The sequence below is a fragment of the Vescimonas sanitatis genome (genome assembly GCF_049060325.1).
Lineage (GTDB): Bacteria > Bacillota > Clostridia > Oscillospirales > Oscillospiraceae > Vescimonas > Vescimonas sanitatis.
In genome coordinates, this window is record NZ_JBMGPW010000005.1 from 142232 (window position 1) to 156879 (window position 14648).

A 14648-nucleotide genomic window follows, 5' to 3' on the forward strand; every position below is an offset into this window, starting at 1 on the left:
CGCCGCGGGGCTATTTTCTCTCCGCCGCCAGCTTCAGCAGGGTCTCTTTATCGTTAGGCGTTCCATCCAGCACGGCGTTCAGCAGATACTGCAGCGCATCACCGACCTCTCGCCCCCGCAGCCCCAGTGCCATCAGGTCGCCGCCCTTCACCGTCAGGTCCTTCAGTGAAAAGCACTGCCGCTTCGCCAGCAGCGTGTTCAGAAGGTCCTCCGCCTGCTGTATATCCGCCAGACGGCAGCGATCTTCCGGGCTTTGGGCGGCGTTGTCGGCCCGCTTCACCTCCAGCAGCTGCCGAAACGTCTCCTCTCCCAGCTGCGACACGGCGCGGGCAATAGCCTTCTCCGTCCGGGCAATATCCCGGTCGTGCCAGCGCACCAGTGTCACGATGCGTTCGGCGGTACGGTTGTCCATCCGCAGACGGCGGCAGATATCCGCCGCCAGGTCCGCCGAGATGGCCGAGTGACCATAAAAATGCCCCACGCCCTGCTCGTCCCGGGTAAAGCACGCCGGCTTGCCGATATCATGGAGCAGCATAGTCCAGCGCAGGACCACCTCCGCCGGGACGGCGGCCACTGCGTGGGCGCTGTGCCCCCACACGTCGTAGATATGATGGCGATTGTGCTGCTCGAAGCCCACGCAGGGCGCGATCTCCGGCAGGAACATCGCCAGCACGTCCGGCCAGTTCAACAGCACCGGCAGCACGTGACTGCCGCACAGCAGTTTATCCATCTCTGTCAGGATACGCTCCGGCGCGATACAGCGCAGCAGCGGCGCCTTCACCCGCAGCGCCGCATCGGTCCGCGGCTCGACCGAAAATCCCAGTACGGCGGCAAAGCGCAGCGTCCGCAGGATACGCAGCGCATCCTCCTCAAAGCGTCGTTCCGGCTCTCCCACACACCGCAGGATACCCGCCTCCAGATCCTCCCGCCCGCCATACAGATCGGTGATATGCCCGCGCAGGTCCATCGCCATGGCATTCACCGTCAGGTCACGGCGGCAGAGATCCTCCTCCAGCCTGTCGGAGAAAAACACCTGATCCGGCCGGCGATGGTCCGTATAGGTCCCATCCGCCCGGAAGGTGGTCACTTCAATGTGCATCTCCCCCGCCCGGACCGTGACCGTCCCGTGCTTCAGCCCGGTTGGGATGGCATAGCCGTCAAACAGTGTAAGCACCTGCTCCGGCCGCGCGGCGGTGGTCACGTCCCAATCTCCCGGCGTGCGGCCCAGCAGCGTGTCCCGCACGCAGCCGCCCACGGCATAGGCGGCGAAGCCCGCAGCCTCCAGCCGTTCCAGCACATATTGCACCGCCTGCGGCAGCATGGCTTCGCCTCCCCTCACGTTTTTTCATCCTCCGCCGCCAAATACCGGCAAAAAAGCCGGTTGCATGGGCGGAGTCGTTGTATTATAATAGTACAGTAATTTTTCTGTTCCTGTCAAGGAGGCAGCAAATATGTTTCATCCTACTGAGGACTTTCACAAGTATATCCACCCCGGCAAGCGCGTACACCTGGCGGGCATCGGCGGCGTGAGTATGTGCGCGCTGGCGGAGGTATTGCAGGGCATGGGCGTGACGGTGCAGGGCTCGGACATGAGCGAGAGCGACACGGTGAAGCACCTGCGCTCTGTGGGGATCCCCGTGGCCATCGGCCACTCGGCGGAGAACCTGAAAAACTGCGACGCGGTCATCCGTACCGCCGCCATTCACGACAGCAATCCCGAGATCGCCGGCGCCGTGGCCCGGGGCATCCCGGTTTACGAGCGCGCCCAGGCCTGGGGCGCCATCATGCAGGGCTATCGCAACGCCCTGTGCGTCTCCGGAACCCACGGGAAGACCACCACCACCTCCATGGCCACCCACATCTTCATGGCGGCCCAGGCAGACCCCACGGTGATGATCGGCGGCACGCTGCCGCTGCTGCACTCCGGCTATCGGGTGGGCAGGGGCGACACCATCATTCTGGAGAGCTGTGAATACTGCAATTCCTTCCTGAACTTCTTTCCCACCGTGGCAGTGATCCTTAACGTCCACGCCGATCATCTGGACTTCTTCAAGGACCTGGCCGATATCGAGCACTCCTTCCACGACTTTGCCGCCCTGGTGCCGGAGCGCGGCTTTATCATCGCCAACGCCGATGACGAGGGTGCCCGCGAGGCCGTCAAGGGCCTGACGCATCCGGTGTTCACCTTCAGTGTCAAAGACCGTAGCGCCGACTGCTATGCCGACAACGTCTCTTTCTTTGACGGCTACGGCGACTTCGACGTGGTCATCAACGGCCTGACCTACGCCCATGTGTCCCTGCACGTCCCCGGCGCCCACAATATTTCCAACGCCCTGGCGGCGGCCAGCGCCGCCTATGTTCTCGGCCTTCCCGGCGAGGCGGTAACGGCAGGCCTGGCGTCCTTCACCGGCGCCGGACGGCGCTTTGAGCACAAGGGCACCTTCCGCGGCGCGGAGGTCTATGACGACTATGCCCACCATCCCGACGAGGTGCGGGCGCTGCTGAGCGCCGCGCAGGCGCTGCCCCACAAACGGCTCATCCTGGCCTTCCAGCCCCACACCTACACCCGCACCGCCGCGCTGTTCGACGACTTTGTGGAGGTACTGCGCCTGCCGGACCGCGTAGTGCTGGCGGAGATCTACGCCGCCCGGGAAAAGAACGACATCGGCATCTCCTCCCGGGACCTGACCGCCCGCATCCCCGGCGCCGTCTACTGCGCCACGCTGGAGCAGACGGCGGACGAGCTGGAAAAGCTGGCCCAGCCCGGCGATATGATTATCACCGTGGGCGCAGGCGACATCTACCGCGCCGGAGAGCTGCTGCTGAAACGAGGTGACGCACAGTGACCATCTCCCCCGTATCCCATAACACCCGTCCGGAAGGCCAGCTGCTGCCACAGGAGGCCGCAGCCTTCGACCTGCTGGACAAGCTGGGCATCGAATACGACCGCGTCAGCCATGACGCCGCCTTCAACATGGAGCTGTGCGCCGAGGTCAGCCGCGTACTGGACGTGTCCGTATGCAAGAACCTGTTTCTGTGCAACCGGCAGAAAACCGCGTTCTATCTGCTGTGCATGCCGCCGGACAAGCCCTTCCACACTAAGGACCTCAGCGCACAGATCAACTCCTCCCGCCTGAGCTTCGCCCCGGAGGAGATCTTGTGGGAGCTGCTGCGCTGCCACCCGGGCTCCGCCACCATTCTGGGCCTGGCCAACGATACGGAGCACCGGGTCCAGCTGCTCATCGACCGCGAAGTCTATGACGCGCCCTTTTTCTCCTGCCACCCGTGCATCTGCACCAGTACACTGAAGCTGAAGACCGCCGACGTGCTGGAAAAGCTGCTGCCCCACACCGACCACACGCCTGTTATCGTTGATTTGTGAGAAATACTGCCTGCCCTTCCCAGCAGGCAGTATTTTTTCATATATATCACAAAAAGCCCTTGCGCTTGGAAACGTTTTCGGTTATACTTACCGTATTCCCACCGTCAGGCGGCACTCCACTTCATGCCGCCTGACGGCAAAAGATAAGGAGGAATACCCGCTGTGGCTGGCGGTGCGGCAGTGTGGAGACCTGTCGTAAGGCACTGAGGGCAATGCCCGTGCGAGGCCGTCTTTTGCGGAGGCAGGACGGTTACAGTCAAAAATGTATGGCAAAGGTCATTCTGAAGGACCTGAAGAAGGTCTACCCCAACACCGAGAAGAAAAAGAAGGTCAAGAAGGGCGAGGAGCCCCAGGAAAAGAAGAGCAATCTTCAGATCACCGACGAGGGCGTTGTGGCTGTCCAGCAGTTCAGTCTGGAGATCGCCGACAAGGAGTTCATCGTGCTGGTGGGCCCCTCCGGCTGCGGCAAGTCCACCACCCTGCGTATGATCGCCGGTTTGGAGGATATCACCTCCGGCGAGCTGTGGATCGGCGACAAGCTGATGAACGACGTGGAGCCCAAGGATCGGGACATCGCCATGGTGTTCCAGAACTACGCCCTGTACCCCCACATGACCGTGTACGAAAACATGGCCTTCTCCCTGAAGCTGAAGAAAGTCCCCAAGGACGAGATCGATAAGAAGGTCCGTCAGGCGGCAGAAATTCTGGACATCACCCAGTATCTGGACCGCAAGCCCAAGGCCCTGTCCGGCGGCCAGCGCCAGCGTGTGGCCATCGGCCGCGCCATTGTCCGCGACCCCGCCGTGTTCCTGATGGACGAGCCCCTGTCCAACCTGGACGCCAAGCTCCGCAACCAGATGCGCGCCGAGATCATCAAGCTGCGCCAGCGGATCAACACCACGTTTATCTACGTCACCCATGACCAGACCGAGGCCATGACCCTGGGCGACCGCATCGTCATCATGAAGGATGGCTTCATCCAGCAGATCGGCACGCCCCAGGAGGTCTTTGACCACCCGGCCAATCTGTTCGTGGCTGGCTTTATCGGCACGCCCCAGATGAACCTCTTTGACGCGAAGCTGGTGAAGAACAGCGACGGCAAATACGCCGTGGCTATCGACGGCATCAACGTGGAACTGGCCGAGGATAAGCAGGCCCGGCTCAGCGCTAAAAATGTACCGGAACAGGACGTGACGCTGGGCGTTCGCCCCGATCACATCATGCTCTGCGCCGACGGCGTCAAGGGTACCGTGGATGTCAGCGAGCTGATGGGCTCCTCTGTGCATCTGCATATCTCCACCCACGACCATGACGTGGTGGTCATCGTCCCCACCAACGGCAACGCCGCCCACTTCCCCATGGGCAGCGAGGTCAACATGATCTTCGGCGGCAATGTGGCCCATGTGTTCAGCAAGGAGACGGAAAAGAATCTGGAGTGGTAACAACAGACACAAAAAAGGAAGCCCTCCGGGCTTCCTTTTTTCTGCGCCATTGTCATTGCGCGCCCACCCGCCGCTTTCTGTCATTGCGAGGAGGGCGAAGCCCGACGCGGCAATCCGTTTTCTTTTTGCATAGGCTCCCGGTAAACCGTTGTAGGGGCGGACGACTCTGTCCGCCCGAAACCTTCCCCTTGAGGGGAAGGTGGCAACGCGAAGCGTTGACGGATGAGGTGTCATTGCGAGCCAGCGCTCACGCTGGCGTGGGGCTCCGTCCCCCGACAAAAAAGAAATCCCTTTCGGGATTTCTTTTTTGCGTTCTCAAGGTTTCTTCTTACCCACGTAGACCATCCCGGTCAGAGACAGCACCGCACTCACGGCGTACATTCCCACGCCCGCATCTATGGTCTTGGGGGAGCCGGTCTTGCCCTCGTCCTTCGCGGTAGTCGCAGAGCTGTAGTAGTAACGCGGCGTTTCCTCTGCTGTCGGATACTTGTGCTCCGGCAGAAGCGGTGTGCCATTTGGGTTAAATCGATACTTGCCGCCGGCAGCAGTGATTTCCTTAAAGAAATCTTCCGTTTTCATGTATTCAAGGGTCTTTTCTGTCCCAGCATCTTGGTATTTAAAGCAAGCCGTAACATTTCCCGCTTCCACGAAATAATTGTTTTTAAAAACAGGTGTATCAGAAGAAACATCGCCTGCAATACCGCCTAAACGCTTATAAGGTGTAGTGGCAGTATATTGAGATAGATCCATTCCACCGGCGAAATAGCAATGTCTGATTTCTGTACCTGCACCAACTGTGCCTGCAATGCCGCCGAAATCTGTAGTTCCACTGCCAAGAGGAACCATTTTCCCTGTGGAATAACAATTGATGATCTTTGAGTCTTGATACAACTGCCCAACAATTCCGCCGGTATGGGGTGTCCAAGAGGTCATATCGCCTGTATTAGCGCAATACTGTACGGTACTGTTTTCCGCAAGACCCACGATACCGCCCTTCCAAAATCGGGAGGTGTCCTTCATTACTGAAAAATTCCCCTCGTTTTGGCAGTATTCAATTGTGCTATCTATCGCATATCCGCACAAGGCCACAGTACCGTTAATATATTTGTCTGTATCCGTGAACGACACATCTGAGACGCAGTCAGTAATTTTACTGCCTGCTGCAACGCCCGCTACCGTTCCAAAATAGACATACCCTGAATTGGACACATCCAGCTTGCCTTGAATTGTCAAACCGGAAATTTCAGCGCCGTAAACCTCACTGAAAAATCCGAAGGACGGATACTCTGTCTTTCCATAGTTTTCGGAAAAATCCAAATTGGAAATTGTATGCCCGTTTCCGTAAAACTTACCGCTGAAGTAATGTTGCAGATTTCCGTTGCCGTCAAAAACGCTGCCAATTGGTGTCCACGCAATATCTGTTAAATCCAAATCTTCTTCAAGCGATACAACAGCATCTTTCTTGCCATCATATTCGCCATTGTCCACCGCTTTTGCAAACTGCAAAAGCTCATCAACAGTTCTAATGGCTGTCTTTCCCGCCGCAAAAGCAGAAATGGGCACCATCGCCAAACACAGCACCAATGCAAAAAATAGACCCACTACGCGCTTCTTCATTGTACACTCCTCCTTTTATTCTCCCATAGCATACAGGCGGCATCATTCCGTGGGTACCCACGGAATGACGGGAGCTCCCGTCGCCGCACATATCAACGCTGTTGGTCATAGTATACCTGCTTTTCCGCCAAATGTAAATCCAAAATTTGTGCGCCTTTGGCGGAAAATAAAATGGGAGAGGCGGCTCACAGCAGCTTTTCCAATTCGCTCTCGCCGTACACTTTTATGCCGTTTTCCTTCAGCAGCGCCGCCGTGACGCCGTCGCCGTCCGTCAGCGTGCCGGTGAACGTTCCGTCATAGATGCGCCCGCAGCCGCAGGAGGGGCTTCGCTCCTTCAGCACGGCGGCGGTACAGCCGTACAGCCGCGCCAGACGCAGCGTCTCCTCCGCGCCCCGGCGGTATTCCGCCGTCACGTCCCGGCCATCGCTCATCACCACCCGATCGCCCCGCCGCTCGGAGGGCTTTCGGGGCGTGGGCAATCCTCCCAGCTGCTCCGGACACACCGGCACCGCCAAGCCGCGCTTCGCCAGCTCCTGTGCCAGCGGGTTGGGCTTGCTCTGCCCGTCGTAGCGACAGGCACAGCCCAGCAGACACGCGCTCACCAGGATCATACCGCCAGCTCCTTTCCGTTCAGAGCGGCATACACCAGCGTATCGCCCACGTATTGCAGCTTCATGGAGAAAAACGGCGTGTCCGGCTCGTGGATCAGCGCCAGAAACAGCTTGTCCCCCGTCCATTGGGGCAGCGCCGCCAGCGCATCCTTGTGCAGCCATTCCAGCACGCCCTCGCTGCACTCCCGCAGCGTCCCTGTCCAGCCGGTGGCGGTAAACAGGTGCATATATTCCCCCTCCCAGATATCCGACACGAAGGTAATGACGCCCCGGTACCGATAGTCGGTCAGGGTCAGGCCCGTCTCCTCCAGCGTCTCGCGGCAAACGCACTCCTCCGGGCTCTCGCCCTCCTCGCACTTGCCGCCCACGCCGATCCACTTGTCGTGGTTCAGGTCGTTCTGCTTCTTCACCCGATGCAGCATCAGGTATTCGCCCCGTTCGTTTTCGATATAGCACAGCGTGGTGTTTTTCATCTTTGCACCTCCGATTTACAAATCACTGCCAATAGTATATACTATTTGTATCATCAACACAACTGTTACCTGTCAGGAGAGTATATAGTATGTCAACTATAAAACCAGGCCGCTACCGCCACTTTAAGGGTAATGAATATGAGGTCATCGGCACCGCCCGCCACTCTGAAACACTGGAGGAACTGGTGGTCTACCGTGCCCTGTATGATAATGGCGGTCTGTGGGTGCGCCCCGCCGCCATGTGGTCCGAGATCGTGGACCGTGACGGCTACCACGGCCCGCGTTTCATCCCGGAGGACAGCCAATGATCGACTATACTGTGATACGCTCCCACCGGCGCACCCTGGCGCTGGAGGTCACCCGGCAGGGCACCGCCCTGGTCCGCGCCCCTCTGCGGGCCTCCGATGCGGACATCGCCCGCTTTATAGACAACCACCGCAGCTGGCTGGAAAAGCACCTTGCCGCAAGGCAGGCCTTTCTGGCCGCCCACCCGGAGCCGTCTGCGGCACAGACGGATGCATGGCGGCAGCAGGCAAAAGAGACACTGCCGCCACTGGTGGCCCACTGGGCCCAGCGCATGGGCGTGCAGCCCGCCGGCATCACCATCACCGCCGCCCGCACCCGCTTCGGCAGCTGCTCCGGCAAAAACCGTCTCAGCTTCTCCCTCTACCTGATGGCCTATCCCGAAACCGCCATTGAATACGTGGTGGTTCATGAGCTGGCGCACATTCGCCACCACGACCACTCCCCCGCCTTCTACCGCGAGGTGGAAGCCTATCTGCCCGACTGGAGGGCGCGCCGCGCCCTCCTTCGCCGGTAATTCAGCCATTTTGCGCCGTACATTCGATACTTCGCCGCCGCCCGTTCAATCGGACGGCGGTTTTCTTGTGATTTTCACAAGAAAACCACCGTCTTTTCTGTGCGTTTCGGCAAAAATGCAGCGAAGCAATTGACAATTGCGGCAAACACTGATAGGATAACTATGCTGAACGGAAACGTTACCGGAAATGTTTTCGCTTTCCTCTGACGATTTTCGTTCCTTTCGATCTGGTATAGTAGGAGGCACACCCAGGTATGACGATCAAGGATATAGCCAAACAGTGCAGCGTCAGCGTCAGTACCGTCTCCCGTGTGCTGAATGACCGGCCGGATGTCAGTGAGGATGTCCGGCGTAAGGTGCTTTCCGCTATCAAGAATAGCAACTACATTCCCAACAACAGTGCCCGCGATCTGGTACGCACCAAGTCCGACGCTGTGGGTCTGGTAGTCCGCGGTGTGTCCAATCCGTTCTACACCGACATTATCCGCGCCATTGAACGCACCATCACCGATGCCGGTTTTACAATGGTCATGCAGCAGATCGGCGCCTGTGACGACGAGGTCAAATGCGGTGCGGTCATGGAGCGCGAAAAGCGCCTGCAGGGCATCGTGTTCCTGGGCGGTCGGTTTGATTACACCCCCGCTGATCTGGCGATGCTGAACGTTCCCTTTGTGTGCTGTTCCTACTCCAACCGCTATGGCACGCTGATCGAGGGCGAGTATTCCTCTGTGTCCATCGCCGACGGTGACACCGCACAGCAGGCAGTGGAGGAGTTGTACCGCCACGGGCACCGGCGCATCGCCGCGCTGATCTCCCGTCCCAACGATCAGTCCATCAGCCAGCTGCGTTATGAGGGCTATGTGCAGGCGCTGGAGAGTCACGGCATCCCCGTGGACCCGGAGCTGGTGATCTCCACCGGCGGCTTCGACGTCCGCGATGCCTATTCCGCCGTAAAGGCTGCCCTGGAACGGGGCGCGGATTTTACTGCTCTATTTGCCATCGCGGACTCTATGGCCATTGGTGCCATGCGGGCCTTGATGGATGCCGGCAGGCGTATCCCCGAGGACTGTTCCGTTATAGCGATAGACGGGTTAGAATTGTCTGCCTATATTGAGCCGCCGCTTACTACCCTGTGCCAGCCTATGGAGGAAATGGGCCGGCGCAGCGCCGAGATTTTGCTGGACATGGTGCGGCACAAGGGCTCCCACGCCTGTGAGCTGCTTCCCACCACCCTGCGCCAGGGCCGCAGCGTGGCCGCGCCCGGATGATACTTTTGTATATCTTTGTGATCTATTTTGTGTATCCTAAGGATCCGTTTCCTGCATCCCAATAATTTGTTTTTTGTACCCTAATGATCTGTTTTTTACATCCTTGTGATGTGAAAATAAAAACAAAAAAGGAGTAATTACCATGAAGAAGTTTCTTGCAATGCTTCTTGCTCTCGTGATGGCCCTGTCTCTGGTGGCCTGCGGTGAGAAGAAGGACGACACCAAGACCGAGGGCGGCGACACCGCCACCGGCAGCGTGTACTACCTGAACTTTAAGCCTGAGTCTGACGACGCCTGGAAGGCTCTGGCCGCCACCTACACCGAGAAGACCGGCGTGCCCGTCAAGATCCTCACCGCCGCCTCCGGCGAGTATGAGTCCACCCTGGTGTCCGAGATGGACAAGGAAGACGCGCCCACCCTGTTCCAGTGCAACGAGGGCGGCGTGGCTACCTGGGGTGAGTTCTGCTACGACCTGAGCAGCAGCGACGTGTACAACCAGCTGACCTCCAAGGACTATGCCCTGAAGAACGCCGACGGTGAGGTCATCTCCATCGGCTACTGCCTGGAGACCTACGGTATCATCGTGAACAAGGCGCTGCTGAAGGAAGCCGGCTATGAGGTCACCGACATCACCAACTTCGAGTCCCTGAAGAAGATCGCTGACGACATCCACAGCCGCGCTGCCGAGCTGGGCTTCGACGCCTTCACCTCCGCCGGTCTGGACGGCACCTCCTCTTGGCGTTTCTCCGGCCATCTGGCCAATATGCCTCTGTTCTATGAGTTCCGCGATGAAGGCGTGACCAGCAAGCCCGCCACCATCAAGGGCACTTATCTGGACAACTACAAGGCTATCTGGGATCTGTACATCACTGACTCCGCCACCACCGGCGCCGCCCTGCTGACCGCCACCGGCGACCAGGCTGAGGCCGAGTTCGGCGAGGGCAAGGCTGTGTTCTATCAGAACGGCACCTGGGAGTACAGCAACCTGACCGGCGAGAAGTTCGGCATGAACGCTGACGACCTGACCATGATCCCCATCTACTGCGGTATTGAGGGCGAGGAGAAGGCCGGCCTGTGCACCGGTACCGAGAACTACTGGTCCGTCAACAAGAACGCCTCCGAGGAGGACATCAAGGCCACTCTGGACTTCCTGAACTGGGTCGTTACCTCCGAGGAAGGCACTGCCATGATGGCTGAGCAGTTCGGCGCCTGCCCGTTCCAGGCCTCCAAGGCTCCCTCCAATCCGTTCAGCGCTCTGGCCAACGAGTATGTTGCCAATGGCTGCTATCCTGTCACCTGGGCCTTCAACTACACCCCCGCCGTCAATGACTGGCGTGCCGCTGTGGTCGACGCTCTGGGCAAGTATACCGCCGACGGCGGCAGCTGGGACGATGTGAAGACCGCCTTCGTGGAAGGCTGGGCTACCCAGTACAACAACGAGATCGCCAACGGCTAAGCTACGGTTTCAACCACATACGCACAGGGGGCGGGCTTTTCGCCCGCCCCCTCTTTCTTACTCTGTGACGGCGTGCGCTGTCCTTCGAACGCACTTCGGAGGAGAGCTTTCGCTGTGACAAAACTACGGAGAACAGGAGTGGTCTAATGAAACGATTTCAAGCGAAACGGGACGCGGCTGCGCTGAACAGCCGACTGGTCCGACGGCCAATTCAGCGCATGGTGTGGCTGTTTCTGCTGCCCACCTTTGCCGCCTTCTGCATCGGGTTCATCTACCCGTTCCTGAAGGGCGCGTTCCTGTCCTTCTGCAAATTCAAGCTGACCAGCAAGTGGACATGGGTAGGCTTTGACAACTATCTGAAGGCCTTTGCCGACAGCAGCTTCCGCCATGCCTTCTTGTTCACGGCGCTGTTTGCCTTTGTGTCGGTGCTGTTCATCAACGCGCTGGCCTTCGCGGTGGCCTATGCGCTGACGCGGGGCATCAAGGGCTCCAATCTGTTCCGGACGGTGTTCTTCATGCCGAACCTGATCGGCGGCATCGTGCTGGGCTACATCTGGTCCATGATCTTCGACGGCTTTCTGGTGGCCTACGGCAAGTCCGTGGTGCTGAACAGCCACTTCGGCTTCTGGGGTCTCATCATCCTGATCTGCTGGCAGCAGGTGGGCTATATGATGATCATCTACATCGCCGGACTGCAATCCGTGCCGGAGGATATGCTGGAGGCGGCCCGCATCGACGGCGCCACCAACTGGCAGACCCTGTGGAAGGTCACTATCCCCAACATGATGAGCTCCTTCACCATCTGCATTTTCCTGACGCTGACCAACGGCTTCAAGCTGTTTGACCAGAACCTGGCCCTGACCGGCGGCCGCCCCTTCCTGCAGCAGGCGGACGGCAGCGTTATCAAGACCACGGAAATGCTGGCCCTGAACATCTACAACTCTTTCTACTCCGGCAGCGGCAACAACCGCGGCGTGGCCCAGGCCAAAGCCGTGCTGTTCTTCATACTGGTGGCGGCTATCGGACTGATCCAACTTCGGGCTACCCGCAAAAAGGAGGTGCAGCAGTAATGCAGACGAGCCTTGCCAAAAAGCATGACCGCAGCAAAATGGTGTTGACCATAGCGTTCACGGTGATCTGCATCGTGTATGTGCTGCCCATCGTCATCGTTCTGATCAACTCCTTCAAGACCAATGCCGCTGTCAATACCGATACGTTCGCCCTGCCCAATGAGGACACCTTCGTGGGCTGGCAGAACTATATCAAGGGCATGACCTTCGGCAACTATCCGTTTATCAAGGCGGTGTTCTACAGTCTGTTCATCACCCTGGTCTCCTCGGCGCTGATCCTGATCTGCACCTCTATGGCCGCGTGGTATGTGGCCCGTGTGGGCAGTCTGTTCAGCAAGATCGTGTACTACCTGTGCGTGTTCTCCATGGTGGTGCCGTTCCAGATGGTGATGTTCACCCTGTCCCGCACCGCCGAGCAGGTCAAGCTTCCCTACTTCAGCCTCACCTCTATGGCTTTTGCCAAGATCGGATTGAACACACCGTGGACAATACCTATCGTATACCTGGGCTTCGGCGCGGGACTGGCGGTGTTCATGTTCTCCGGGTTTGTCAAGACGATCCCGCTGGAGATCGAGGAGGCTGCTGCCATTGACGGCTGTGGGCCTGTGCGTACCTTCTTCCTGGTGGTGCTGCCCATGCTGAAGCCCACGTTTATCTCCGTGGGCGTGCTGGAGATCATGTGGGTGTGGAACGACTTTCTGCTGCCGTACCTGGTGCTGGATCTGAACAAATACCGCACCATCCCCATCGTCATCCAGTATCTGAAGGGCAGCTACGGACAGGTGGATATGGGCGCCACCATGGCGCTGATCCTGCTGAGCATCGTCCCGGTCATCATCTTCTATCTCTGCTGCCAGAAGCACATCATCAAGGGCGTGGCGGCAGGCGCCGTCAAGGGCTAAACTTACAACACGCCGGGGGCGGGCTGATCGCCCGCCCCCGTATATTTTGGCCGGGACCGTCCGGCTGAAAGTCAAATCCTATCCAAGAGAGAAGTTGAGTTATGAAACGAAGCAGCGGTATTTTAATGGCGGTATCCTCCCTGCCCTCCCCCTACGGGATCGGTACCCTGGGCAAGGCGGCCTATGATTTCGCCGATTTCCTGAAAGACGCCGGCCAGTCCTACTGGCAAATGCTCCCCCTGGGCCCCACCAGCTATGGCGACTCCCCCTACCAAAGCTTTTCCGCCTACGCCGGCAACCCCTATTTTATCGACCCGGATATGCTGGCGGCCGACGGGCTGCTGACGGCCGCCGAGTGCGCCGCCCCCGACTGGGGCAGCGACCCGCGCCATGTGGACTACGGAAAGATCTACGAGAGCCGCTTTACCCTTCTTCGCAAGGCCTATCAGCGGGGCTGGGAGCGGGACGCGGAGGCCGTAGCGGCCTTTGCGCAGGACAATGCGCGCTGGCTGCCGGACTACGCCCTGTACATGGCCTGCAAGCGGCACTTCGGCATGAAGGCATGGACGGAGTGGCCCGACGACGACCTTCGCCTGCGTAAGAACGAGGCCGTGCTGGACAAGTACCGCACACTTCTGCGGGAGGATGTGCAGTTCTTCACCTATCTGCAATTTCTGTTTTTCAGGCAGTGGACCGCTCTGCGCGACTACGTCCACCAGCAGGGCATCCGCATCATCGGCGATCTGCCCATCTACGTGGCCATGGACTCCGCCGACGTCTGGGCTGAGCCGCAGTTCTTCCAGCTGGACGACGATCTGGTGCCCAAGGCTGTGGCCGGCGTCCCGCCGGATTACTTTACCGCCGACGGCCAGCTGTGGGGCAACCCCCTCTACGACTGGGACGCCATGCGTGACGACGGCTTCGGCTGGTGGATCCGCCGGATCGACGGCGCCGGCAAGCTGTATGATGTGATCCGCATCGACCACTTCCGCGGCTTTGCCAACTACTGGGCCGTGCCCTACGGTCAGCCCACCGCCAAAAACGGCCGCTGGATCGCCGGTCCCGGCATGGACCTGATCGAACGGCTCAACGGCTGGTTCCCGCAGCTGGAGTTCATCGCCGAGGATCTGGGCTACCCCACCCCGGAGGTGGCGCAGCTGCTCCGCGAGTCCGGCTGGCCCGGTATGAAGGTGCTGGAATTCGCCTTTGACTCCCGGGATTCCAGCGGGTATCTGCCCCACGCCTATACGCCGCACTGCATCTGCTATACCGGCACCCACGACAACAGCCCCCTGGCCCTGTGGCGGCAGGAGGCCGCGCCGGAGGATGTGGCCCACGCGGTGGAATACCTGGCGCTGACAGAGCAGGAGGGCTTCCACTGGGGTATTATCCGCGGCGGTATGTCCAGCGTGGCGGAGCTGTTCGTGGCGCAGGTGCAGGACTATCTGGGCCTGGGCGAGGGAAACCGCATGAACATCCCCGGCACCCAGGGCGGCAACTGGACCTGGCGGCTGCTGCCCGGCGAGCTGAGCGATGCGCTCTCTGTCAGGATCGACCGCATGACCGCGCTCTACGGCCGCAAGGCATAAGCGAACACCCCCGGCAGT

General features: G+C 59.4%; 14 protein-coding genes. 10 read left to right on the forward strand and 4 right to left on the reverse strand.

Translation table 11 applies throughout. The features are described from left to right. Nucleotides 1-10 precede the first annotated feature (10 nt). A complete protein-coding gene (locus tag ACOMDU_RS07855) occupies nt 11-1339 on the reverse strand; it encodes a CCA tRNA nucleotidyltransferase (RefSeq protein ID WP_421129828.1) in 1329 nt (442 codons plus the stop codon). Between the two features lie 112 nt (nt 1340-1451). On the opposite strand from ACOMDU_RS07855, the gene murC reads away from it, so the two are divergent. From murC to ACOMDU_RS07870, 3 genes are all read left to right on the forward strand, one after another. Then, a complete protein-coding gene (murC, locus tag ACOMDU_RS07860; protein WP_421129829.1) occupies nt 1452-2846 on the forward strand; it encodes a UDP-N-acetylmuramate--L-alanine ligase in 1395 nt (464 codons plus the stop codon). Continuing rightward, complete coding sequence (locus ACOMDU_RS07865; RefSeq protein ID WP_421129830.1) at nt 2843-3382, forward strand: prolyl-tRNA synthetase associated domain-containing protein; 540 nt, start codon at nt 2843-2845, stop codon at nt 3380-3382. The genes murC and ACOMDU_RS07865 overlap by 4 nt, the downstream gene beginning before the upstream one ends. A 266-nt stretch (nt 3383-3648) precedes the next feature. After that, nucleotides 3649-4824, forward strand: coding sequence for an ABC transporter ATP-binding protein (locus ACOMDU_RS07870; protein ID WP_421129831.1), 1176 nt, complete (start codon nt 3649-3651; stop codon nt 4822-4824). Between the two features lie 315 nt (nt 4825-5139). Here the strand turns inward: ACOMDU_RS07870 and ACOMDU_RS07875 are convergent, their stop codons facing one another. The 3 genes from ACOMDU_RS07875 to ACOMDU_RS07885 form a co-directional block, all read right to left on the reverse strand. Continuing rightward, nucleotides 5140-6441: a GLUG motif-containing protein gene (locus tag ACOMDU_RS07875; RefSeq protein WP_421129832.1), complete on the reverse strand. Its 1302-nt coding sequence runs from the start codon at nt 6439-6441 to the stop codon at nt 5140-5142. 185 nt (nt 6442-6626) lie between these two features. Next, nucleotides 6627-7052, reverse strand: a complete 426-nt coding sequence (locus ACOMDU_RS07880; RefSeq protein ID WP_421129833.1) for a 2-thiouracil desulfurase family protein — start codon at nt 7050-7052, stop codon at nt 6627-6629. Next, the gene (locus ACOMDU_RS07885; protein ID WP_421129834.1) at nt 7049-7525 is read right to left on the reverse strand and encodes an NUDIX hydrolase; all 477 of its coding nucleotides are present in this window, start codon (nt 7523-7525) and stop codon (nt 7049-7051) included. Before ACOMDU_RS07885 ends, ACOMDU_RS07880 begins: the two co-directional genes overlap by 4 nt. Before the next feature lie 89 nt (nt 7526-7614). Between ACOMDU_RS07885 and ACOMDU_RS07890 the strand changes: the two genes are divergently transcribed. The 7 genes from ACOMDU_RS07890 (at nt 7615) to malQ (ending at nt 14630) form a co-directional block, all read left to right on the forward strand. Further along, entirely contained in the window at nt 7615-7833 is a 219-nt protein-coding gene (locus ACOMDU_RS07890) for a DUF1653 domain-containing protein (protein ID WP_421129835.1), read from the forward strand. Further along, nucleotides 7830-8345 (forward strand): M48 family metallopeptidase, encoded by a 516-nt coding sequence (locus tag ACOMDU_RS07895; protein ID WP_421129836.1) that lies wholly within the window; start codon nt 7830-7832, stop codon nt 8343-8345. The genes ACOMDU_RS07890 and ACOMDU_RS07895 overlap by 4 nt, the downstream gene beginning before the upstream one ends. 254 nt (nt 8346-8599) lie before the next feature. Beyond that, nucleotides 8600-9613 carry a LacI family DNA-binding transcriptional regulator gene (locus ACOMDU_RS07900; RefSeq protein WP_421129837.1) on the forward strand — a complete coding sequence of 338 codons (1014 nt, stop codon included), beginning with the start codon at nt 8600-8602 and terminating at the stop codon, nt 9611-9613. Nucleotides 9614-9755: 142 nt separating this feature from the next. Next, nucleotides 9756-11069: an ABC transporter substrate-binding protein gene (locus ACOMDU_RS07905; protein ID WP_421129838.1), complete on the forward strand. Its 1314-nt coding sequence runs from the start codon at nt 9756-9758 to the stop codon at nt 11067-11069. A gap of 146 nt (nt 11070-11215) precedes the next feature. After that, on the forward strand, nt 11216-12139 hold the full coding sequence (locus tag ACOMDU_RS07910; RefSeq protein ID WP_421129839.1) for a carbohydrate ABC transporter permease: 924 nt from the start codon (nt 11216-11218) through the stop codon (nt 12137-12139). Then, nucleotides 12139-13041: a carbohydrate ABC transporter permease gene (locus tag ACOMDU_RS07915; RefSeq protein ID WP_421129840.1), complete on the forward strand. Its 903-nt coding sequence runs from the start codon at nt 12139-12141 to the stop codon at nt 13039-13041. The genes ACOMDU_RS07910 and ACOMDU_RS07915 overlap by 1 nt, the downstream gene beginning before the upstream one ends. 101 nt (nt 13042-13142) lie before the next feature. Then, entirely contained in the window at nt 13143-14630 is a 1488-nt protein-coding gene (malQ, locus tag ACOMDU_RS07920; RefSeq protein ID WP_421129841.1) for a 4-alpha-glucanotransferase, read from the forward strand. The last annotated feature ends 18 nt before the right edge of the window (nt 14631-14648 follow it).